The organism is Xanthomarina sp., from assembly GCF_035306705.1.
Classification (GTDB): Bacteria; Bacteroidota; Bacteroidia; order Flavobacteriales; family Flavobacteriaceae; genus Xanthomarina.
On sequence record NZ_DATGNO010000080.1, the window covers coordinates 61226 to 84448 of the forward strand.

Here is a 23223-nt window from a genome sequence, read left to right on the forward strand (position 1 = left end):
TTTTATTGCGTTGGATATAAAAACGAATCGATAAGTTTAAATTTTAACTGCTCGTCTTCGGTTATTTCATAATGAATCAATAATTCTCCCCAATATTTCCCATCAGAAAAGTTGGCAATGATCCATTTATGATTTAAAATTCTAATGGAATTAATAAGCATTTTTGCGCCGGTCATGGATGCATAAGGAATTAGCACGTGTTCTTCACCTGGAAGTGCGTTCAACTCGTATATTTCATCTTTGATAAAAGGAATCAATTCAGAGACATTAAAACCTCGTGCTTCAAAATAAGACAGGGCAGCTTCTGTTTGGTCGAGTTTAAATTCAGATAAAGTTAAAATTCGATCTCGTAAAACAGAAATTGTGTCTTCATAAGCTTGCTTTTTCTCAAGGCTTCTTTCGTATTTCACATCATACGCTTCTAGAATATTTTTAGAATTCACATATTGAAAAACAACGAGTAAAAGCGCAAAAACAAATAGGTACATTAAAATTTTATTCTTCATTAGATAGTAATTTGTAGGTTATCATAAGCCAGAAAAATATTTTCTGGTAAGTTTTGTTGCACGTCGTCATGAAACCCCATTAAATGGCTAATATGGGTTAAATAAGCTCTTTTAGGGTTTACTTTTTCAATAAAATCTAAAGCTTCTTCCAAATTAAAATGCGTAGCGTGAGGCTGTTGCCTTAACGCATTGATCACTAACACGTCCAGGTTTTTTAGTTTTTCTATTTCTTTATCCTCAACCGTTTTCATGTCTGTTAAATAGGCAAATTTATCAAATCTGTAGCCAAAAACCTGAAGATTATAATGCATCCCATCAATTGGAACCACATTTAGATTGGCTAAAGGGAATGCTTCATTCTTAACTTCGTTTATAAGAACACCAGGTGCTCCAGGATATTTGTCTTCGACAGCAAAAATATAATCAAATCTACGCGTCAATTCTCCTATAACCCGTTTATGAGCATACACAGGAATAGGACCTTGATTAAAAAAATAGGGTCTAATATCATCTAAACCGGCTGTATGATCTGCATGTTCGTGAGTAAATAAAATGCCATCTATTTTGTTGCATCCTACCGTTAACATTTGTTGTCTAAAATCGGGGCCACAATCTATCACGTAAACAAAAGAATCCCATTCAATAAGAACTGAAACTCTTAAGCGTTTATCCTTAAAATTTGTACTTAAACAAACAGGATGAGTACTTCCTATAACCGGAATTCCTTGCGATGTTCCCGTGCCTAAAAATGTCACTTTCAAACCTTTTAATTTTAAAACAAAAATAAGGTTATTTTTTTGTTTAACCTGCTAATTAATTACCTTTGTAGTTAAGATTTAATCCAAAATTTAGAATGGAAATAACCCTAAAAGGAGATAAAGAGTTTGATGACATTCCTTCATTAAAAACAAAAGCCCTTCGTATAAATTTAAACGAGCATATTTACGGAACTTTTGCAGAAATTGGTGCAGGACAAGAAACGGTGAGACATTTTTTTAGGGCAGGTGGCGCTTCGGGAACCATAGCGAAAGCTATGTCGGCATACGACAAGGATTTTAGCGATGCTATTTACGGTGTAGAAAAGGATGGACGTTATGTAACTGAAGCTCGTTTACGTAAAATGCTAAACCACGAAATTGGCCTCATTGAAAAACGTTTGACAAGAGATAAACATCCAAATAAAATGTTCTTTTCTTTTGCCAACACAGTAACCACCATAGATTTTGCAAAACAATACAAAGGTCATGGTTGGGTTGGTATTCGTTATCAAATAGATCCTGAGAAGGATTATAACGAGATTATTTTACATCTTAGGTTTAAAGAAAACGATGCCAGATTACAACAAGAAACTTTAGGGATTTTAGGAACAAACTTGATTTATGGTGCTTATTATAAATATAAGCAACCTAAAAATTTACTTCGTTACTTATATGACCATTTAGATAAAGACCAGATTGAAATTGACACCATAAACTTTTCAGGCCCCATTTTTGAAGATGTGGACAACCGATTAATGAGTTTACAGTTGGTTAAAAACGGGATGACAGATGCCGTAATGTTTTCTCCTGATGGAAACAACGTTTTGCCAGCAAAAGTTTTATACAAAAAGAATATTTTAGCTTTACGTGGAAGTTTTAGGCCTGTAACCAAGGTAAATATGGACATGTTCCATAGGTCTTACGAAATGTTTATTAAAGAAAATAAAGTAGAGGAAGAAAGAACCCAAGTTGTTTTCGAAATTACGCTATCTAATTTACGTGCTGAGGGCGAAATTGATGAACAGGACTTTATGGATAGAGCCAAGTTGCTTTGCTCTTTAGGACAAACCGTTTTAATTTCTAATTTCCAGGAGTATTACAAATTGGTGGAATACTTCTCTCAATATACCAAGAGCAGAATGGGACTTGCTATGGGTGTTAACAATCTCGTGGATATTTTTGACGAAAAATATTACCGTCATTTAAGTGGTGGTATTTTAGAGGCTTTTGGAAAGTTATTCTTTAAAGATTTGAGAGTATACTTATATCCAATGCACAACGATGATGGCACAATTACCAATAGCGAAAACGTAAAAGTTCATCCTAGGATGAAAGAATTGTACAAATTTTTTAAGTACAATGGTAAGTTGGTGGATATTACGGATTACGATGAAACCATTTTAACCGTATTCTCAAGAACTGTATTAAAAATGATTACGGATGGCGAAGAAGGTTGGGAAACTATGTTGCCAGAAGGTGTTTCGAAATTAATTAAAGAGAAAAGTCTGTTTGGTTGTGAAACTGAGGAAACTTTTAGAAATGAGTAAATTTCCAGATAGAAAGCGCTGTCTTAAAAGCAGGTTTTAGGTTGGTTCGATCACAGTTTAAAACAAGAAAACCTCAATATCCATTGAGGTTTTGACTACAATGAATCTAACAAAATAAATTAATCCTACTTGTAAGACAGCGTATTATTACTTTAATATTTGATCGGTATGTTCTTTGGTTTTCACTTTTGATATTACATCCTCGATAATTCCTTTTTCATCAATTACAAATGTGGTTCTATGGATGCCTTCATATTCTTTTCCCATAAACTTTTTTGGTCCCCAAACCCCATAAGCTTCAATCACGCTTTTATCTTCATCCGCCAATAATGGATAAGGGAACTTGTATTTGTTTTTAAAATTGCTTTGTCTTTTCTCACTATCTGCACTCGCACCTAGAATCTCATAACCTGCTTTTTGAAATCTAGAATAATTATCGCTTAAATTACAAGCTTCAGCTGTACAACCTGGCGTACTTGCTTTTGGATAAAAAAACAACACCAATTTTTTTCCTTGAAAATCTTTTAAAGAAATGCTGTTTCCATCTTGGTCTTTTGCAGTAAAATCTGGTGCTTTATCTCCTGGTTTCAAATTTGTCATAGTATCTTTGTTTAAATTCAATTTTTGTAAAAATACAACTTATGACTAAGCAAGAAAAGGTAGAATTCGTTATAAAAACGTTAAATGAAATTTACCCAACCATTCCTGTAGCGTTAGACCATAAAGATCCTTATACTTTACTAATTGCTGTATTATTGTCTGCACAATGTACAGATGTTCGCGTAAATCAGATTACTCCATTATTATTTGCAAAGGCAGATAATCCGTACGATATGATAAAGCTTTCTGTTGAAGAAATCAGGGATATTATTAGACCTGTGGGCTTATCGCCAATGAAAAGCAAAGGCATTTATGGCCTGTCGCATATATTAATAGATAAACATGATGGGCAAGTACCAAAAACATATGAAGAACTAGAAGAATTACCAGCTGTAGGACATAAAACAGCTGCTGTGGTTTTATCTCAAGCTTTTGGAATTCCAGCATTTCCAGTAGATACACATATACATAGATTGATGTATCGATGGGGATTTACCAATGGGAAAAATGTGGTTCAAACAGAAAAAGATGCGAAACGCCTGTTTCCAGAAGAAATTTGGAACGATTTACATCTACAAATTATTTGGTATGGACGTCAATATTCTCCCGCAAGAGGTTGGGATTTGAATAAAGACATTATTACAAAAACTATTGGAAGAAAAAGTGTTTTAAAAGCACATCCTCAATATATAGACGACAAAATATAGAATTTTAGCTATCTGGGATTTAATCCTTCAAACTTCATGCATATTGATAAAAAGAAACTAAAGCAAAAAAGTCCTAACGACTAATTAGGACTTTTTCAAAGTTTAGTTGAGAAGCGCTTCAAACTTCATCTTATTACAATTTATAACACTTAAAGCCTTCGAATAATCAAGAAGAAACTGTATGGTCTCTTCTTTTGGGTTTAAATCAAGCTGCCTTTGGGGATTTTTTTCAGAGTAAAGTTTTGCCATTTAGTTTTATTTTTTAATGGGTTTATTTACAATCTAAAACGCAACAGTCTGATTATTATTGTTTAATTGGTTAAAATAATATTATGTTTATCAATAATTTTTCTCATATTAATTAAAGCGTAACGCATTCTACCTAATGCTGTATTGATACTAACACCTGTTTTATCGGAAATTTCCTTAAAACTCATGTCGTTGTACATACGCATCATCAATACTTCTTTTTGATCGGCTGGAAGTTCTTCAATAAGTTTTCTAACATCAGCTTCAACTTGCATTTTAATTATGCTTCGTTCAGCATCTAAAGTTGTATCGCACAAGACCGAAAAAATATTAAAATCTCCCGAATTGCTAAATTTAGGCATGCGATTATTTCGCCTAAAATGATCGATTACCAAATTATGGGAAATACGCATCACCCAGGGCAAGAATTTACCTTCCTCGTTATACTTTCCTCTTTTTAAGGTTTTAATTACCTTAATAAATGTGTCTTGAAAAATATCTTCAGCCATATCCTTATCCAAAACCTTGGAATAAATAAAACTAAAAACGCGTTGTTTGTGTCTCTTAATTAAAACCTCTAAAGCAGGTTCATCACCTTTAATGTAGTTACTGACTAGCGTAGCATCTGTGACAAGTTCGTTTTGCATAATTATTACTTTGAACACAAAGTTTCCTTTATGTTTGGGGTTAAATCTATTTTAAAGTAATTTTATGCTATAGGCTAGACGAGTGATTTTAAGATTAGTAAGTCCCAAATATAACAACATTCTTTGTTATTCTACAAATTAATTGAAATTATTTGAAAAAAAATATTCGATAAGATTCTATTTTCTTGGTTGATTTACTTATAGTATCTTTGCAAAATTAGCGCCTATACAACTTATGACTCCTAACATTTCTCAAGTAAACCCGAAAGAAAATATCATTATTAAAGGTGCTAGTTTGCACAATTTAAAGCATATCGATGTTGTAATTCCAAGAAATAAATTGGTTGTTATTACTGGTTTGTCTGGCTCTGGGAAATCTAGTTTGGCTTTTGATACATTGTATGCCGAAGGACAACGCCGATATGTGGAAAGCCTGTCCAGTTATGCCAGACAATTTTTAGGAAGACTTAACAAACCTAAAGTTGATTACATAAAAGGCATTGCTCCTGCTATTGCCATAGAACAAAAAGTAAATTCTACCAATCCTCGTTCTACAGTAGGTACTTCAACAGAAATTTACGATTATTTCAAATTACTGTTTGCCAGAATTGGAAAAACCTATTCTCCAAAATCCGGAAAGGAAGTTAAGAAAGATACGGTTTCAGATGTTTTAAACTATATTAAAACTTTTGATGAAGGTGAAAAACTCCTGCTCCTCGCTCCTATTTATTTAGAAAAAGGACGCACCATGGAAGACAAGCTAAAAGTGCTTCAACAGCAAGGTTATGCTAGAATTAAAGTGGATAAAGAAGTTTTAAGAATTGAGGAAGCAAAAGATGTTTCTGAAAATGATTCCATATTTTTAGTAGTCGATAGAATTATCACCAAAAACGAAGAAGATTTTTACAACCGTTTGGCAGATGCAATCCAAACTGCATTTTTTGAAGGAAAAGGAGAATGTTATATAGAAACATTAAAAGATAGCAAACAACGATTTTTTAGCAATAAGTTCGAATTGGATGGCATAGATTTTTTGGAACCCAATGTGCATTTATTCAGTTTTAACAATCCCTATGGTGCTTGTCCTAAATGTGAAGGTTATGGAGATATTGTAGGTATAGACGAAGATTTAGTAATTCCAAATACAGCTTTATCTGTTTTTGAAAATGCTATTTTCGCTTGGCGTGGAGAAAGCATGAGTTGGTATCGCGATCAATTGGTGAACAATTCCCATAAATTCGATTTTCCCATCCATAAACCCTTTTTTCAGTTAAGCGAAGAGCAGAAACAACTTATTTGGGATGGTAATAAATATTTTGAAGGCTTAAATTCATTTTTTGCCGAGTTGGAATCCAAAGCTTATAAAATCCAAAATCGTGTGATGCTTTCTCGTTACAGAGGAAAGACCAAATGTAAAGCTTGTAAAGGAAAGCGTTTAAGACCAGAAGCAGATTATATTAAAATTGGAGGTGCCACTATTACCGATTTAGTAGATCTGCCATTAAACAAACTAATGGCCTTCTTTAAACAGTTGGAATTAAACGACTACGATTTAACAATTGCCAAACGCTTGCTTAAGGAAATCAATAACCGTTTGATGTTTTTGGACAACGTGGGTTTAAACTATTTAACTTTAAATAGGAAATCGAATACACTTTCTGGAGGAGAAAGTCAACGAATAAATTTAGCAACATCTCTAGGAAGTAGTTTGGTTGGTTCGATGTATATTCTTGACGAACCTAGTATTGGTCTGCATCCAAAAGATACCGAAAAATTGATTGGTGTTTTAAAATCACTTAGAGATATAGGAAACACGGTTATCGTGGTGGAGCATGATGAAGACATTATGAAAGAAGCCGACGAGATTATCGATATTGGTCCAGAAGCTGGAACTCTTGGAGGAGAAGTAGTTGCAACCGGAACATATAAAGATATTTTAGCTTCCAACTCATTAACAGCTCAATATTTAAATGGCACATTAGAAATTAAAGTTCCTAAAAAAAGAAGAACTTCTAAGTATCATGTAGATATTCTTGGTGCTAGGGAAAACAATTTAAAGAACATAGATGTTAGCATTCCACTTGGAGTGTTGACAGTTATTACAGGAGTTTCGGGAAGTGGAAAAAGCACCTTGGTAAAGAAAATATTGTATCCAGCACTTCAAAAAATATTAACCGATTTTGGCGATAAACCTGGGCAATTTTCAGAGCTAAAAGGAAACTTTAGTAATGTGAAACAGATTGAGTTTGTAGATCAAAATCCTATTGGCCGTTCTTCTCGCTCAAATCCAGTAACTTATATCAAGGCATACGACGATATTCGTGCCTTATATGCCAATCAGAAATTAAGTAAGATTAGAAATTATCAGCCAAAACATTTCTCCTTTAATGTGGATGGTGGACGTTGCGAAACCTGTAAAGGTGAAGGTGAAGTTACTATCGAGATGCAATTTATGGCAGATGTGCACTTAACTTGCGAAACCTGTAATGGCAAACGTTTTAAAAAGGAAGTTTTGGAAGTTACTTTTAACGACAAAAGTATCGACGATGTTTTAAATATGACCATTGATGATGCCATTACCTTTTTTGAAACACACGACCAAGGTAAAATTCAAGGTAAACTACAACCTTTACAAGATGTTGGTCTAGGTTACGTAACTTTAGGCCAAAGCTCTTCTACCCTTTCTGGCGGTGAAGCACAACGTATAAAATTGGCGTCGTTTTTAGGAAAAGGAAGTAAAAGTGACAATACCTTGTTTATTTTCGATGAACCAACTACAGGATTGCACTTTCATGACATACAAAAGCTTCTAAAATCGTTTAATGCCCTAATTGAAAAAGGACACTCCATTTTGGTGGTAGAACACAATCTAGAATTGATTAAATGTGCCGATCATATTATCGATTTAGGTCCAGAAGGTGGTGAATATGGTGGTTATTTAGTCGCTTCTGGAACACCTGAGGAAATTGTTGCCAATAGCAAATCCATTACTGGTAAATATTTAAAGGAAAAACTTTAATAAAACATAAAAGCAAAGAAGCCCACAAATGCAGCCACCATTAGTACTATTGGAAAAAACATGAACGTTGTTATACTGCCTTTTAAAAAACTCTTAAACCAACTTTGTTGATAAAAACATTTTAAAGCAATAATTAGATAGAAAAATATAGATAAAACGATTAGAGCATCTATCCAATCTGGAATATCTATTATAAAATTTATTCCAACAAGAAAACTAAACACCGTAAATATAAAGGCAAAAAAGTAAAAGCTAAACACCAAATGATGCGCATAACGTCCACTTTTTCTGTAAACTAGTTTTAATAATAAAGCAAATAACGGCAAGACAAAAAACATGGCAATAGGAACAGTATCATAAAAGGTCTGTAAAATACTTCCTCCTTGTTTAGATTTAAGAAACTTTAATCCTTGCGCATATAAGCGCCTTTTAAATGCGCTATCATCATCTTTTAATCCCATGGACCTATAAATTTCTTTATCTGGAGCATTTATTTTTATTAAAGAATCTGTTTCTACAGATGTTAGACTAACGTTGTTCTTTTTAGGATTGAAATTTTCACTTTCTACCAAAGAGTCAATTTCCTTAGCTGACATTCCTGTATAAATAGAGGTTTTTTTAAGGGTTTCTCGAGCTTCTTCTCTATCTATAGAGTCTTTAATTCTATTTGCTTGAATTTCTACAAATGAAAGATTATCATTTTTCTCATTTTTCTGAAAAGCAGTAGCAAGACCTTCATCAATTTCCTTTGCTTGTTTATTGGCATTAAATGAAAATAAAAAGAAAAACACAATTGCTATAAACAAATACATTTGAGCTGGATGCAAATAAAGCAAGCGTTTGCCCTCAACAAATTTTCTAGCTATATAACCTGGTTTAAATAATAAAGGAAGAAAACTCTTGAAAAAACGCGCATCAACAGAAAAATAATTGCTAAGGGTGTTAGAGAATAACACACGAAGCGTTAATTCGTCCTTTGACTTTTGACCGCAATGAGGACAAAAAGAAAAGTCGCTTTTAAATGCTTTTTCACAATTTTTACAAGTGGTTTGCTTGGTTGGCATATTCAATAATTGATCTTATAAATGTATGAAAAAAGACTCTTATGAATACAAATAACTATTAAGATTCTTCTAATCCTTTCAAAAAAAACCACACATAAAATACTGGTGAAGTGATTTATTTTATACTGAAAAACAATAGGACCAAAACCTTAAACCTCTTGCATTTGATAAATGACCATAATCTTTATTTTTATATGCATCTTGTTTTCAATTAGTTAAGCCGTCTGTTTTATTTAAAAACATTTTTGGCATGTTGTTTGTTTTATACTAGACAAGTTTCATTTTAAATCTAACAATTATGAAAAAATTTATGCTTTTAATAGCAGCTTTGGTCCTGGGAGGATTAACTGTTAGTGCAACAACTACCAACAAACCAAGTCATATTGACAATACAACAGCTTTGAGAGGTTATGGTAATTCTTTCATATTTGTTGAAAATGGCATCGAGTTTTCGATATTTCCAGACGGACAGTTCGATTTTTATATGCCAAACTATGGACCAAATGTTAATGTGTATGGACCTGGAATAAGCATCAGTTTTAATTCTGGATACAATTACAATCCATTTTTACAATACGATGAGTATGGAGCCATTATCCAAGTGGAACATGTACCAGTTTACTACGATTTTTACGGTCGTGTAAGCCAAATTGGAAATGTGTTTGTAAACTATAATGGTTTTGGACATGTATCTAGAATTGGAGGCCTTTATATTCATTATAACTCTTACAGACAGTATACATATTACACTGGATATATCAATGCCTTCAATCCGTATTATATTTACAGACCTTGGCATGGGTACTATACAGTTCCGGCTTATACCCACTGTGTCGTTTACCATAAACCATATAGACAATATTATACACCTGTAAGATATAATTACAATAAACCGTATACTAACAATTACAGACGTACTACTGCTGTTGCAAGCAGGCGTGGAACTACAGTTACTAGACAAAGTGATTTAGCTACTAGACCAACTCAGGCAAACAATACGCCAAGACGTGATGTTGGAACTGCAAATCCAAGATCGAGCAATCAAGTTGCTACTCAGCCTAGAAGCACGAACAATACTGTAAGACCTAGCGAAAATTCTCAGGTTAACACACCTAGATCTAATAATCAGGTAGCCGTAAAACCTAGAGAAGCAACAAATACGGTAAGACCTCGTGGAGAATCACAAGTTAATTCACCTAGATCTAATAATCAGGTGACAACAAAACCTAGAACTGAAACAAATACTGTAAAGCCAAGAAAGAGTTCAGTGGAAAATTCGCCTAGAGCAAACAGCCCAATGGTTTCACAACCTAGAACACAAACTAGAGGGAATTCAACAAAACCTGTAGTAAAGAATAATGTACCTGATGGAAAACCAAAACAATCAAATAGTCGTACATATAATAAAGAGAATACTAACAGTCCAGTAGCTTCAAATACTAGAGGCAGAAGATAGTTAGTTTTTGGTTGGTTAAGTTGGAAAGTCCTGCAAGTAGTTTGCCTCAAAGCAACATTGTGGGATTTTCCTATTTTATACCATTACTATTTTTGTTTGAATTAAAAAACCTACAAAAAACAAACTAATAGTTATAAAATAACATTTAAGAACCTCTCTTTCCTATTCTGAAAATTCTATTCAACAAAACAGAAATATCATCAGATAAATTAAATCCATAAACCAATGAGCCATAGCTTATAGAAATAAGCGTGCTTTTGAAAGTGATATTAATAATAGGATGAAACGGGAAATCCCAGAAATAAAAAACACCTAAACTTACTAAAAGAAGTAAAATAACCTTTACCGTATTAGCTGAAAATGGCAGCATATTAAACTTATAGTATACAAAGACTATTTTTGAAATATTGTAAATTAGAATGGCTATAAAAGTGGCAAATGCAGCGCCATTTATTCCATACAAAGGAATAAAAACCATGTTTAAAACAACGGTTAAAACGGCTAGGAAAACTCCTAGAATTAGCACCATTCTGTAATAATCGCTATTAAAAAGAATCGCATTATTATTACCAAGCAAACTATCCAACAATTTGGTAAGGCCTATAATGAAAACCACGATTAAACCATCAACATAATTTTCGTTGATTAGTTTGTAAAGTTCATTAATATTTAAAATAATAATTAAAAATATAAACCCGCTAATAATGAATAAGGTCAACGAACTTTTTTGATAAAGAATCTTTAAATCCACTTTATTTTTTTCGTTTAAAAGTTTTGCTGTCAACGGATTTACAATTTGATACATAGATCGATAAGGCACACCAATTACGGTAGCAATGTAAATAGCAACTCCATAATAAGCTACGTTTTCAATGGCTTCGTAGCGATTAATCATGAATTTATCAATTTCTAAAATCACGTTTGCTACAGAACCTGCTATAATTATTAAGCTCGTGTATTTTAAAATAGATATCAGATTAGGGATTCTTTCAAATTTCAATTTTGGAAAACGGAGACTAAACGCATACAACTTCATAATAACCATTCGCAAGGCGTAAACACCAACAATACTATAAATAAACTCGTCCACAGTTAAATAGCCTGCGTATAAAACAAGAAGTAAAACTGTTGTAAATAATCTATGAAATACCTCTTTCATAAAATTGCCAAAAACAGTTTGCATTTGTACTTTAGACCACGCATAAAAGACTTCAAAATAGGCAAAGGTTATGGCTGCGAAGTAAATTAACCAAACATAATCGACCACAATCAAATTATCTCCTGCCAACCAAGTGCTAATAAATGAAAAAGCGAAATACCCAATCAGTCCAAAAGGAATAATTATCAGTAAAGGCAAAAACAACATTAAGGTTAAAAAGCTATTCTGAGATTGTTTGGTTTTAAACGAAGAATAAAATTTCACAATGGTATTATGAACACCAAAAGCCATAAGTGGCATCATAATATTAGCTGTGGAAAGCAGATAACTTACCAATCCAAAATACTCGTCACTTAAAAATGAAGTATATAAAAACAGGACATTAATGGCTCCAATTCCAAAACCTAAATAGGTAATAAGTGTGTTTTTTATAGACTGATTTAGTACGACTCCCATAAAATCAATTTAGTTAAAGATTCGGTTAAAGCTTTTCTACTATATTTTTGCAATCCAATGGCATGGGATTTTAAATGTCCTTCCTGATACGCTCTATAAAAGTTTAAAAGTGTTATTTTAATGGTTTCGTGATCTTGGTAATTAAAATAAGATCCTGTATTGGTCTCTTTAATGATACGCTCAATATCTGAATCTTTTGGACCAATTGCTAATATAGGTCTGCTCGAAACCATGTATTCAAACAGTTTTCCTGGAATAATACATTTGGTTTCTTCAGAGTCTATTTCAATCAATAATAACACTTGCGATTTCTTTTGAAATTCAACGGCTTTACTATGCGTAACATAACTATGATTGGTTACGTAAGCGCTTAAATTATAGCCTTTTAAGGATTCGAGCACTTCTTCGCTTACAGAACCTATAAAATGAAGTTCAAAATCTTTTGCAAAATCTGAATGTTCCTCAATAAGTTCTTTTAAAACTTGCCAGAGCACTTCTGGATTACGTTGGGATAATAAGGAGCCAATATGCGCTAAAGTAAACTTTTTATCTAAAGGTGGAATAGCAACAGTATTTCTATCATAGCCATTTGTAATGACCGAAATTGGTTTTTTAGTTAAATAAGAAAACTCCGTTTTAGTCACTTCACTGGTAACAATAATTTGATCGGCAGTTTGAAGAACTTCTTTTTCTAAAGCTTGATGCTTTTGTTTTGCAAGATCGGTCAGTTTTAGTTGTTTATGATATCCTATGGTCGTCCAAGGATCTCTAAAATCTGCAATCCATCTAACTCCTGCTCTTTTCTGAAGCTCCAAACCTATTAAATGCAAACTATGTGGCGGTCCAGTAGTGATTATGATTTTAATATTATAATCATATATATACCTATCTAAATACTGTACGGAAGGTTTTACCCAATTTATTCTAGCATCTGGAATAAAAAAATTTCCTCTCACAAAAAGTAATAATTTATCAATAAGAGATTGTTGCTTTTGTTTTGGAATAATTCCTTTGCTTATGGTTTTAGATTTGTTTTTAGATAGAATACCAGCAAACTTATAAGGTTCTTTTATGGGTTGTTTTAAGATGGTAATGGTATCTGAAACTTCTTCAAGCAGCGTTTCATCTATAATAGGATAACTAGGGTTTGAAGGTACATAAACAATGGGCTCTATACCAAATTCTGGTAAATATTTCGTGAATTTCAACCAACGTTGCACCCCTGGACCTCCAGCTGGCGGCCAATAGTATGCGATAATTAGAACCTTGGTTTTAGTCATTTTTATTGGAGTAAAGCCATAAAAGCCTAGTCTTTGTCTTTCTTAAAATTATAGAAAAGTCCACCAAGAAGCAGTAAAACAAATACTATGGAACTTGCCAAAGCAATGTTACCTCCAGTTTTAATAACTTGTGGTTCAAATTTAAATTCTATGTCGTGTTTACCTGCAGGCACATTCATACCCCGCAACAGATAATTTACTCGCGAATGTGGCGTTAACTGGCCATCTATATAAGCATTCCATCCATCTTTATAATAAATTTCTGAAAATACTACAAATCCATCAACAGCGCTGTTCGACTTATATTTTATATAACTAGGTTGGTATGTTTCAACAGCAATCGTTGCTGTCGTGTCGATCATCATATCATCCTTTAAAAAAGAAGCATACTCATTATCAGTTATCATAACAGCCACTCGCTTGGTATCCAAACTATCGAGCGCTAACATTTCCTCATTTGCCGAATTAACAAACTTGATGTTTTCAACAAACCAAGCATTTCCATTGGCATCGGGATTGGTATAAGGAAATGGATTTCCTTCTTCATCTTCAGCAATGATATATTTGGTATTCAACATGTTTAACACGTTGATGTTGTTTTTGGAGATGTAAAAATCATACAGCTCATCATAACGTTTTAATTTGGCAGCATGATATCCTGTTAAAGAATTATAAAAGTACGATGCTTTGGCAGGCGCTCTAGAAACCAAATCAAACACTCTAAAATGCCCTGGGTCCTGCATAATAGCTTTATCAACTTCTGTAGCTTGATATGGTTTGTTCATTCTTATAGAAGGCACAAAAGAATCGTTGTTTACATAGCGTCTATCTACTCCAACCAAATCGATAAGAATTAAAATAGCAAATGCCATAATCACTTTTGTTTCAGAAATTTTCTTTTTCAGAAACAAATAAATGGTCCCGGCAGATAATAATACTAACACCAATGTTCTTAAGGTGTCTTGGGTAAAAAATGCTTTTCTGTCTGCAATCAGGGCGTCCATAAATTGCTGTCCGTAATTCTGACGATAAAAACCATCGCTTCCACCTACAAAATTAAACAGGGACGATTTAAACAATAGAAAAACAACAGCTAATCCAGCAGTTATCATCACTGCAAATTTTAGAGCTTTTAGTTTTTCTTCCTCTTTATTAAAATTATTGAAAAGCTTGACAAGTCCAAAAATTGCTAAAACCGGAATACATAATTCCAAAATAACTTGAGTAGAACTTACGGCTCTAAACTTGTTGTACAGCGGCACATAATCTATAAAAAAGTCGGTTATAAACTTAAATGGCTGACTGTCTCCATACGACAAAATAAGCGATAGTAAACTACCACCAACAAGCCACCATTTTAAACGACCTTTAACTAAAAACAGCGCAAAAACAAACAAGAATATTACGACAGCTCCAATATATGCAGGGGCTTCCACAATGGTTTGTTTGCCCCAATAAGTAGGGGTTTGTTTGGCATACTCTCTGGCATCCAATGGAGGAACACCTTGTTTTAAAAAGAATTGGTACGATTCTGAATCCTTACCAACATCCTCGTGGCTTCCACCACCTAAAAATCTCGGGATATATAGATTAAAAGTCTCCAGAATACCATAACTGTATTCGGTAATATAATCTCTATCAAGACCGGTTGTAATTTCTTTTGGTGAACCATCTGGATTGATGGTCAATTCACTTTGTCCACGAGTGCTTTCCTTGGCGTATTCTTGGGTAGCCATCAAACCGGTAGCATTCATTCCTACAGCTAAAACCACAGCAAGCAATAAAATTCCCACAGCTTTGAAGAAATGAGGGAGTTCTTGTTTTCTATACGCATCAATCAAATAGGCTACTCCTAATATCACCACCAAAAACATTAAATAATAAGTCATTTGTGGATGATTGGCAACCAGCTCCAAAGCTAAAGCTAAGGAAGTTAGTAAAAACCCAAAAATATAACGTTTTCTAAAAGTGAGGACAATACCACTTAAAACTAAGGGCATATATGCAATGGCATGCGCCTTGCTATTATGTCCAACGCCAAGTATAATTATGAGATATGTTGAAAATCCAAAAGCAAGTGCCCCAAGGGCTGCGAGTTTGAAATCGACTTTTAAAACTAACAAAAGTATGTAAAATCCTAGAAAATATAAGAACAGATAATCGGCTGGTCTAGGTAAAAACCGAAGCGTTAAATCTAGTTTTTTAATAAAATTATTTGGGTAATGTGCTCCTAATTGATAAGTGGGCATACCACCAAAAGCACTATTTGTCCAATAAGTTTCTTCTCCAGTAGCTTCTTTAAAATCTTTTTGTTGCTTGGACATGCCAATATAATGCACAATGTCACTTTGGTAAATGGATTTCCCTTGAAGTACAGGACTAAAATAAGCTAAAGAAATAATCACAAATCCTACTAAGACAAGGATGTGAGGAAGGAATTTTTTAAATGAAACAGGCATGAAAATATGTTATACTGTGAAAGCGAAAATTAATCAATTTCTTCGTAATCTACATATTCTCCTACATTTTTATTTGAACTCATTCTTTCAGGTGCTTTATCTATGGTAACTTCACCTTCATTATTTTTTTCTTGTTTAGGTGGTTGGTGTTGCCCAAACTGACCACCAAAACGTTCTGCAGCTTTTTTAGCAACATATTTCATTAATAAAGGCGCAAACAATCTGGTAAGTATTTTTATTCCATAATAAATTAATAGAATAATTAAAATAACCCTTAAAACGCCCGTTATAGATGCATACTGTAGCATAGATATAATTTTAAACAAAAATACAAATCTACTTATTTAAAAACTGAAATAAATACTTAAAAAAATTATAAAATCTATATATTTGAATCTATCTAGACGGCATGAAGTACATGCTGTATATATTTTTATAAAAACCTAGAAGATAAGTTGTTATAAAAAACAAGCTCCATTAAAATATCTTTTACATATGAAATATTTAAAAACCTATGTATTCCTTTTCGCTTTTGGCTTTACCATAAATGGATATTCGCAATACACCGAAGTTATTAACTCCAACAGACCTGGAGTCTCACAAAGTGCTTTCTCGGTTGGAACTAACGTAATTCAGTTTGAGGCTGGACCTTATATGTCGAAGGAAAAACACCAACTCCTAAATAGAGAAGATAAAAGTTTCGGTGCTAATTTTGCCTTGAGATACGGACTTTTATGGCCTGCACTAGAATTAAATTTGGAAGGCACCTATCAATCCACAAAAAGATCTTACACCAACACCCTACCAAACGAAGATAGTTTTAGCAATTTTAAAACTTTAACTCTTGGAGCTAAGTATCTGGTTTACGATCCGTTTAGAAATGCTGAAGAGGAAAAACCTAATTTATATAGCTGGAAAGCCAACCGTGCCTTTAAATGGAAATATTTAATTCCTGCTGTTGCGGTTTACGCGGGCGCAAATTTCGACACCAAGGACAATCCATTTACAGCTGCAGGTGTTGAAGGATTTAGTCCGAAAATTATGATTTCTACTCAAAATAACTTTTCTGGAGGATGGGTGTTTGTAATGAACTTTGCAAAAGATAGAATTGGAACAGATCAATCTGATTTTTCTTTTATTTTAACCCTTACAAAATCGATTGCAGACCAATGGGCTGTTTTTGTTGAATCTGAAAATATTAGCAGCGATTTTTATGCAGATAACTTAATTCGTTTTGGAGGGGCTTATTTATGGACCAGAAACCTCCAAGTAGATGCGGCTGCTACATTTAACACCAAAGATACGCCTTCGGTTTTCGGTGTTGCCATAGGAGCCTCCTACCGATTGGATTTTCATGAAGACAAAGAGGTAAAAGATGGTACCTCGGCCAAAGATGAACTTGAAAGAAGGGAAAACAAAGCACGAGGCGAAGAGAAAAACAAGAGAAAAAAGGAAGATATAGATTTTGATATTTAAATTGATATTTTTAAACTTATGATTACACTTAAAGAAGTTAAAAATAAAAAGGAATTAAAAGCATTTGTAACTTTTCCTTTTCAATTATATAAAAACTCAAAATATTGGGTACCACCTATTATTTCAGATGAAGTTGCCACTTTAAGTTCAGATAAAAATCCAGCTTTTTTACATGCTGATGCGTATTTCTTTTTAGCCTATAAAGACAATAAAATTGTAGGAAGAGTCGCTGCCATTTTAAATTGGACAGAAATTAAAACACAAAACGTAAAGAAAATGCGTTTTGGTTGGCTTGATATGATAGATGATATTTCTGTTTCTAAAGCTTTGTTGGACAAGGTAGCAAACATAGGAAAATTGAATAACTTAGAGTTTATTGAAGGGCCAGTAGGCTTTTCTAATTTAGATAAAAATGGCGCGTTAACCTTTGGTTTCGACCATATTGGAACTATGGCTACTTGGTATAATCATCCGTATTACATAACGCATTTTGAAGAATTGGGCTATTTACCTGAAAAAGAATATATAGAAAGTAAATTCCCCTTTAATACCATACCCGTAGAACGTTTTACTCGGGTAAACGAAATTATAACGAAGCGTTTTAAATTAAGACCTAGTAAATTCACTAAAACAAAAGAGGTCATTCCACATATCGATAGCATGTTCGATTTATTCAATAAATCGTATGCCAAGCTATCTACTTTTGTTCCTGTGTCCGATGAGCAAAGAGAATATTTTAAACAAAAATTCATCAATTTTATCAATCCAGAATACATCAAGTTTGTTTTTGATGAAAACGATAACATGGTGGCATTTGCTATTGTCCTACCTTCTTTTTCACATGCTCTTCAAGAAGCGAATGGAAAATTATTCCCTTTTGGATTTTTAAAATTACTGAAAGCAAAAAAACATAGTAAAACTGTTTTGTTCTATTTAATTGGCGTGGAACCAAACTATCATAATAAAGGAGTTACTGCTATTATTTTTAAAGAATTCTACGAAACATTAAAAAAGCAGAACATAGAAACTTGTATTCGCTTACCTGAATTGGCAGATAATTTAGCTTCTCAACAAATTTGGAAAGATTTTGATACTGAGATTATTAAACGTCGAAAAACATTTAGGAAAGAATTATAATAAAAAAATCCGATAGCTAAAACTATCGGATTTTTTTATAATTATAAATAAGTTTTTTATTCATTCATAGATGCTGCTACAGAAGCTGATAATCTTTTATAAGTACCGTTTAATAATCTTTCTCTAATAACATCGAAAGCATCAAGGGTTTCGGTAACATCTTCTAAAGTATGTGTTGCCGTAGGAATTAAACGTAATAAGATTAATCCCTTAGGAATTACTGGATACACAACGATAGAACAGAAAATACCATGATTTTCTCTTAAATCTCTTACTAAAGCCATAGCTTCAGGAATGCTTCCTTCTAAATAAACTGGTGTTACACAACTTTGTGTCGTACCAATATCAAAGCCTCTTTCTTTTAATCCAGATTGTAAAGCATTGGTGTTTTCCCAAAGTTTATTTTTTAATTCCGGCATAGTTCTAAGCATATCCAAACGCTTTAAAGCTCCCACAACCAATTGCATTTGCAGAGATTTTGCAAACATTTGCGAACGTAAGTTGTATTTTAAGTAGTCGATTATTTCTTGATCGGCTGCAATAAATGCACCTGTACTTGCTAAAGATTTAGCAAAAGTTGCAAAATACACATCAATACCATCTTGAACACCTTGTTCTACTCCTGCTCCTGCTCCGTTTTTACCTAAAGTTCCAAACCCATGCGCATCATCTACTAAAAATCTAAAGTTGAATTTCTTTTTAAGTTCAACAATTTCTTTTAATCGGCCTTGTTCTCCACGCATTCCAAACACACCTTCAGAAATCACTAAAATCCCTCCTCCAGTTTGCTCAGCCATTTTTGTAGCTCTCTCTAGATTTTTTTCTAAGCTTTCAATATCGTTATGCTTATAGGTAAATCGTTTTCCCATATGTAAACGCACACCATCAATAATACATGCGTGAGCATCTACATCATACACAATAATATCATCCTTTGCTACCAAAGCATCAATGGTAGAAACCATTCCTTGATATCCAAAATTCAACAAATAGGCAGCTTCCTTATCTACAAATTCTGCTAATTCCACTTGTAGCTTTTCGTGCAATTCGGTATGTCCAGACATCATTCTAGCACCCATAGGATAAGCAGATCCATAAGCAATTCCTGCTTCTGCATCCGTTTTCCTAACCTCAGGATGATTTGCTAAACCTAAATAATCGTTGATGCTCCAAGTAATTACATCTTTTCCTTGAAACTTCATTCTGTTTGAGATTTGACCCTCCAACTTAGGAAACACAAAATAACCTTCAGCTTGAGAGGCCCATTTTCCTAATGGTCCTTTGTCTCTGTAAATTTTATCGAATAAGTCTTTCATATAAGCTATTAATCATGATTTTATAGTGCAAAATTAAAGATTTAAATGTTGAATACATAATCTTTTTTCACCCTATTGTTAACAAAAACATGTTACTAAATTTAGTAACATGTTTTATAATTTTAGTTATTTAATATATTGAATATTTTCTGTGGCCTCCTCGGGTTCGTGAAGATTGTCAAAAAAGCCTTGTTCGTTCATCCATGTATCGCTATAAATTTTACTCATGTATCTAGATCCGTGATCTGGAAACACAACAACAACGTTGGAGTTTTCGTTGAAACAGCCTTCTTCATTAAGTTGTTTTATGGCTTGCATTGCAGCTCCCGATGTGTAACCAACAAATAAACCTTCTGTTCTGGCTATTTCTCTCGCCGTATGAGCACTTTCTTCATCCGTAACTTTTATAAACTCATCTATAACATCGAAATCAGTGGCTGTTGGAATTAAGTTTTTCCCTAAACCTTCAATTCTATATGGATATATTTCCTTTTCATCAAACTCCTTAGTTTCATGATATTTTTTAATCACAGAACCGTAAGCATCCACACCAATAATTTTAATATTTGGATTTTGTTCTTTCAAATATTTTCCAATTCCAGAAATAGTTCCTCCAGTTCCACTACAAGCTACCAAATGTGTAATTTTCCCTTGCGTTTGATTCCAAATCTCTGGTCCAGTTGAATAATAATGTGCATCGATATTCAATTGGCTAAAATATTGATTGATGTAAACAGAACCTTCAGTTTCTTCGTGCAAACGTTTAGCAACTTCATAATAAGATCTCGGATCGTCCGCTTTAACGTGTGCTGGACAAACATAAACTTGCGCGCCCATAGATTTTAACATGTCTATTTTATCGGCAGATGACTTAGAACTTACGGCCAGAATACATTTGTAACCTTTAATAATACTAACCATAGCGATACTAAAGCCTGTATTACCAGAAGTTGTTTCAACAATTGTGTTACCGGGTTTTAAAATGCCTTTTCTTTCCGCTTCCTCTATTATATAGAGTGCAATTCGGTCTTTAGAAGAATGTCCTGGATTAAAAGCCTCTACTTTAGCAAAGTAGTTTCCTTTTAATGAAGAAGTTATTTTATTCAGTTTAATTAGTGGCGTATTCCCAACTAATTCTAAAACATTATTAAATACTTGTTTATTTTTTTCCATACATGATATTTTACGGTAACTTAAAAATTAAGCGACCTAAAACCTTGCAAAAATACATAATTTTTTTTACTAACAAGGGATTCCTTCCAAATCCAGTATAAAAGCATATTCCAAAGCCACTTCTTTTAAGCTTTCAAAACGTCCAGAAGCGCCACCATGACCCGTTTCCATGTCGGTATAAAGCAGTAATTTATTTGTATCTGTTTTAAGCTCTCTTAGTCTAGCAACCCATTTTGCCGGTTCCCAATATTGTACCTGCGAATCATGCAAACCTGTAGTTACCAGCATATTGGGGTAATCCTGCTGTTTAATATTATCGTAGGGCGAATAGGATTTTATGTAATTGTAATATGCCTCCTCATTTGGATTTCCCCATTCATCATACTCTCCAGTAGTTAACGGAATGGTATCGTCCAACATGGTTGTTAACACATCTACAAAAGGCACAATAGCTAAAATGCCATGATACAATTCGGGATTAAGATTGATAATAACCCCCATTAAAAGTCCTCCAGCCGAACCTCCATAGGCATATAAATGTTTGTTTGACGTATAATTGTTGGCAATTAAATGCTTGGTACAATCTATATAATCGTAAAACGTATTCATTTTAGACAAGAGCTTGCCGTTATCGTACCAATCACGACCAAGATATTCTCCGCCTCTAATATGTGCTATAGCATACACAAAACCTCGATCTAACAAACTTAATCTTACCGTCGAAAAATACGGATCTATAGTAGAGCCATAGGAACCGTAAGCATAAAGCACCAAGGGATTACCGGTTTCTTTTTTTAAGTCTTTTCTATACACTAAAGAAACTGGCACTTTTTCTCCATCTCGTACCGTTACCCAAATACGTTCGGAAGCATAATTTTCTTTCTTAAAATTCTCATCTAAAACTTCTTGCTCCTTCTTAAGTTCATGAACTTTCGTTTTAAAATTATAATCTATAACCGAACTCGGAGTTGTTAATGAATTAAAGGTGTAACGTAAAAAATCGCTATCAAAATCTGGATTATTCCCTATATAGGCCGTATAGGTTTCACTTTCAAAAGGAATGTAATAATCCTCTTGGCCATTCCAACTTATAATTCGAAGTTTATTTAAACCTTGTTCTCTTTCGTTAACCACCAAATACTCCTTAAAAATCTCAATGTCTTCCAACAAAACATCTTTTCTATGGGGCAATACATCTTGCCAAAATTTGTTGTCGGTTTCTGTTTCCTTTGTTTTTTGAAGTTTAAAATTTAAAGCATCGTCTTTATTGGTTAATACATAAAAATGGTCTTCATAATGCTCGATAGAATACTCTAAGTTTCTTTCTCTTTCACTAAAAATCTTGAAATCACCGTTAGGAGTATCTGAATTTAAAATTCGGTATTCCGAAGTTAACGTACTTGAGGATCCTATTACAATGTATTTTCTGGATTTAGTTTTATAGACAAAAGTGTTAAAAGTTTCGTCGGTTTCATGATATACTTCTATATCTTCCTTGACCTTTGTATGCAATTTATGTCTAAAAACCTTATACGATCGCAAAGTAACTTTATCCTTACGCGTATAAAAAAGAGTGGCATTATCGTTTGCCCAAGTAACACTTCCTGTGGTATTTAAAATCTTTTCAGGATAAATCTCACCAGTTACCAGGTTTTTAATTTGAATTTTATACTGTCTCCTACTAATGGTATCTGTAGAAAAAGCAGCTAAGGTATTATCTTGACTTATGGAAATACTTCCTAAACTGAAATAAGCGTAACTTTTTGCCATCTCGTTACAGTCAAACAGCAATTCTTCTGGAGCATCTAGAGTACCTTTTTTTCTAGAATAAATAGGATAATCCTTTCCTTTTTCAAATTTGGTGATATACCAATAACCATTTAGTTTATAAGGAACCGATTGGTCGTCTTCTTTAATTCTTGACTTCATTTCCTCAAACAGCTGCTCTTGAAGCTTTTCAGTATGTTTCATCATGCCCTTTGTATAGCTGTTCTCGGCTTCCAAATAGTCTAAAACCTCTTGGTCCTCTCTATGGTTTAACCAATAATAATTATCGATTCGAACATCATTATGTGCTATAAGTTTTTTGGGGATTTTCTTGGCCTTTGGTGGAAGCATGTTGTTATTCAAAAGTGAAAAAATTTTTACTGAATTAATGACATCAAAAATATGAAAATTAAATAGCTTTGCATTCAAATTAATAAATTATAAATT

The 23223-nt window shown here is 33.3% G+C and carries 18 protein-coding genes; 6 read left to right on the forward strand and 12 right to left on the reverse strand.

The window, feature by feature from the left end; genetic code table 11:
- Window positions 1-2: 2 nt before the first annotated feature.
- Window positions 3-506: a hydrolase gene (locus VKY47_RS07145; RefSeq protein WP_324311580.1), complete on the reverse strand. Its 504-nt coding sequence runs from the start codon at window positions 504-506 to the stop codon at window positions 3-5.
- Window positions 506-1267 carry an MBL fold metallo-hydrolase gene (locus VKY47_RS07150; RefSeq protein ID WP_324311581.1) on the reverse strand — a complete coding sequence of 254 codons (762 nt, stop codon included), beginning with the start codon at window positions 1265-1267 and terminating at the stop codon, window positions 506-508. The genes VKY47_RS07145 and VKY47_RS07150 overlap by 1 nt, the downstream gene beginning before the upstream one ends.
- A gap of 92 nt (window positions 1268-1359) precedes the next feature.
- Here VKY47_RS07150 and VKY47_RS07155 point away from each other — a divergent pair, with 92 nt between their 5' ends.
- Window positions 1360-2811 (forward strand): TonB-dependent receptor, encoded by a 1452-nt coding sequence (locus tag VKY47_RS07155; protein ID WP_324311582.1) that lies wholly within the window; start codon window positions 1360-1362, stop codon window positions 2809-2811.
- 147 nt (window positions 2812-2958) lie between these two features.
- Here VKY47_RS07155 and bcp read toward each other — a convergent pair whose 3' ends face one another.
- The gene (bcp, locus tag VKY47_RS07160; RefSeq protein ID WP_324311583.1) at window positions 2959-3411 is read right to left on the reverse strand and encodes a thioredoxin-dependent thiol peroxidase; all 453 of its coding nucleotides are present in this window, start codon (window positions 3409-3411) and stop codon (window positions 2959-2961) included.
- 41 nt (window positions 3412-3452) lie between these two features.
- Between bcp and VKY47_RS07165 the strand changes: the two genes are divergently transcribed.
- On the forward strand, window positions 3453-4118 hold the full coding sequence (locus tag VKY47_RS07165; RefSeq protein WP_324311584.1) for an endonuclease III domain-containing protein: 666 nt from the start codon (window positions 3453-3455) through the stop codon (window positions 4116-4118).
- Window positions 4119-4429: 311 nt separating this feature from the next.
- Here the strand turns inward: VKY47_RS07165 and VKY47_RS07170 are convergent, their stop codons facing one another.
- Window positions 4430-5014: an RNA polymerase sigma factor gene (locus tag VKY47_RS07170; RefSeq protein WP_324311585.1), complete on the reverse strand. Its 585-nt coding sequence runs from the start codon at window positions 5012-5014 to the stop codon at window positions 4430-4432.
- A 235-nt stretch (window positions 5015-5249) separates the two neighbouring features.
- Between VKY47_RS07170 and uvrA the strand changes: the two genes are divergently transcribed.
- On the forward strand, window positions 5250-8033 hold the full coding sequence (gene uvrA, locus VKY47_RS07175) for an excinuclease ABC subunit UvrA (protein WP_324311587.1): 2784 nt from the start codon (window positions 5250-5252) through the stop codon (window positions 8031-8033).
- On the opposite strand, the gene VKY47_RS07180 is transcribed toward uvrA, so the two are convergent.
- Complete coding sequence (locus VKY47_RS07180) at window positions 8030-9097, reverse strand: DUF3667 domain-containing protein (RefSeq protein ID WP_324311588.1); 1068 nt, start codon at window positions 9095-9097, stop codon at window positions 8030-8032. The genes uvrA and VKY47_RS07180 overlap by 4 nt on opposite strands.
- A 298-nt stretch (window positions 9098-9395) precedes the next feature.
- Here VKY47_RS07180 and VKY47_RS07185 point away from each other — a divergent pair, with 298 nt between their 5' ends.
- Window positions 9396-10553: a hypothetical protein gene (locus VKY47_RS07185; protein WP_324311590.1), complete on the forward strand. Its 1158-nt coding sequence runs from the start codon at window positions 9396-9398 to the stop codon at window positions 10551-10553.
- Between the two features lie 145 nt (window positions 10554-10698).
- Here the strand turns inward: VKY47_RS07185 and VKY47_RS07190 are convergent, their stop codons facing one another.
- From VKY47_RS07190 to VKY47_RS07205, 4 genes are read right to left on the reverse strand one after another with little or no spacing between them, the layout of a single operon-like run.
- The gene (locus VKY47_RS07190) at window positions 10699-12168 is read right to left on the reverse strand and encodes a lipopolysaccharide biosynthesis protein (RefSeq protein WP_324311592.1); all 1470 of its coding nucleotides are present in this window, start codon (window positions 12166-12168) and stop codon (window positions 10699-10701) included.
- Complete coding sequence (locus VKY47_RS07195) at window positions 12153-13448, reverse strand: glycosyltransferase family 4 protein (protein ID WP_324311593.1); 1296 nt, start codon at window positions 13446-13448, stop codon at window positions 12153-12155. The genes VKY47_RS07190 and VKY47_RS07195 overlap by 16 nt, the downstream gene beginning before the upstream one ends.
- Before the next feature lie 26 nt (window positions 13449-13474).
- A complete protein-coding gene (locus VKY47_RS07200) occupies window positions 13475-15907 on the reverse strand; it encodes a YfhO family protein (RefSeq protein ID WP_324311595.1) in 2433 nt (810 codons plus the stop codon).
- Between the two features lie 29 nt (window positions 15908-15936).
- Window positions 15937-16215 carry a DUF4834 family protein gene (locus tag VKY47_RS07205; RefSeq protein WP_324311596.1) on the reverse strand — a complete coding sequence of 93 codons (279 nt, stop codon included), beginning with the start codon at window positions 16213-16215 and terminating at the stop codon, window positions 15937-15939.
- Between the two features lie 187 nt (window positions 16216-16402).
- Between VKY47_RS07205 and VKY47_RS07210 the strand changes: the two genes are divergently transcribed.
- Together VKY47_RS07210 and VKY47_RS07215 are read left to right on the forward strand one after the other, a co-directional pair.
- The gene (locus VKY47_RS07210) at window positions 16403-17383 is read left to right on the forward strand and encodes a transporter (protein ID WP_324311598.1); all 981 of its coding nucleotides are present in this window, start codon (window positions 16403-16405) and stop codon (window positions 17381-17383) included.
- Between the two features lie 18 nt (window positions 17384-17401).
- The gene (locus VKY47_RS07215) at window positions 17402-18520 is read left to right on the forward strand and encodes a GTP cyclohydrolase (protein WP_324311600.1); all 1119 of its coding nucleotides are present in this window, start codon (window positions 17402-17404) and stop codon (window positions 18518-18520) included.
- A gap of 56 nt (window positions 18521-18576) precedes the next feature.
- Here the strand turns inward: VKY47_RS07215 and VKY47_RS07220 are convergent, their stop codons facing one another.
- The 3 genes from VKY47_RS07220 to VKY47_RS07230 form a co-directional block, all read right to left on the reverse strand.
- The gene (locus VKY47_RS07220) at window positions 18577-19836 is read right to left on the reverse strand and encodes a cysteate-C-fatty acyltransferase (RefSeq protein WP_324311601.1); all 1260 of its coding nucleotides are present in this window, start codon (window positions 19834-19836) and stop codon (window positions 18577-18579) included.
- Between the two features lie 126 nt (window positions 19837-19962).
- Window positions 19963-21009, reverse strand: coding sequence for a cysteate synthase (locus tag VKY47_RS07225; protein WP_324311604.1), 1047 nt, complete (start codon window positions 21007-21009; stop codon window positions 19963-19965).
- A 69-nt stretch (window positions 21010-21078) separates the two neighbouring features.
- Entirely contained in the window at window positions 21079-23127 is a 2049-nt protein-coding gene (locus VKY47_RS07230; RefSeq protein ID WP_324311626.1) for a S9 family peptidase, read from the reverse strand.
- Window positions 23128-23223: the final 96 nt, after the last annotated feature.

Bases quoted from the DNA above. Each gene is read 5' to 3' on its own strand.
- VKY47_RS07230 (WP_324311626.1), bottom strand. From the start codon at position 23,127: ATGCTTCCACCAAAGGCCAAGAAAATCCCCAAAAAACTTATAGCACAT.
- VKY47_RS07210 (WP_324311598.1), top strand. From the start codon at position 16,403: ATGAAATATTTAAAAACCTATGTATTCCTTTTCGCTTTTGGCTTTACC.
- VKY47_RS07195 (WP_324311593.1), bottom strand. From the start codon at position 13,448: ATGACTAAAACCAAGGTTCTAATTATCGCATACTATTGGCCGCCAGCT.
- VKY47_RS07215 (WP_324311600.1), top strand. From the start codon at position 17,402: ATGATTACACTTAAAGAAGTTAAAAATAAAAAGGAATTAAAAGCATTT.
- VKY47_RS07145 (WP_324311580.1), bottom strand. From the start codon at position 506: ATGAAGAATAAAATTTTAATGTACCTATTTGTTTTTGCGCTTTTACTC.
- VKY47_RS07200 (WP_324311595.1), bottom strand. From the start codon at position 15,907: ATGCCTGTTTCATTTAAAAAATTCCTTCCTCACATCCTTGTCTTAGTA.
- uvrA (WP_324311587.1), top strand. From the start codon at position 5,250: ATGACTCCTAACATTTCTCAAGTAAACCCGAAAGAAAATATCATTATT.
- VKY47_RS07205 (WP_324311596.1), bottom strand. From the start codon at position 16,215: ATGCTACAGTATGCATCTATAACGGGCGTTTTAAGGGTTATTTTAATT.
- VKY47_RS07190 (WP_324311592.1), bottom strand. From the start codon at position 12,168: ATGGGAGTCGTACTAAATCAGTCTATAAAAAACACACTTATTACCTAT.
- VKY47_RS07155 (WP_324311582.1), top strand. From the start codon at position 1,360: ATGGAAATAACCCTAAAAGGAGATAAAGAGTTTGATGACATTCCTTCA.
- VKY47_RS07185 (WP_324311590.1), top strand. From the start codon at position 9,396: ATGAAAAAATTTATGCTTTTAATAGCAGCTTTGGTCCTGGGAGGATTA.
- VKY47_RS07170 (WP_324311585.1), bottom strand. From the start codon at position 5,014: ATGCAAAACGAACTTGTCACAGATGCTACGCTAGTCAGTAACTACATT.
- VKY47_RS07165 (WP_324311584.1), top strand. From the start codon at position 3,453: ATGACTAAGCAAGAAAAGGTAGAATTCGTTATAAAAACGTTAAATGAA.
- VKY47_RS07225 (WP_324311604.1), bottom strand. From the start codon at position 21,009: ATGGAAAAAAATAAACAAGTATTTAATAATGTTTTAGAATTAGTTGGG.
- VKY47_RS07220 (WP_324311601.1), bottom strand. From the start codon at position 19,836: ATGAAAGACTTATTCGATAAAATTTACAGAGACAAAGGACCATTAGGA.
- VKY47_RS07180 (WP_324311588.1), bottom strand. From the start codon at position 9,097: ATGCCAACCAAGCAAACCACTTGTAAAAATTGTGAAAAAGCATTTAAA.
- bcp (WP_324311583.1), bottom strand. From the start codon at position 3,411: ATGACAAATTTGAAACCAGGAGATAAAGCACCAGATTTTACTGCAAAA.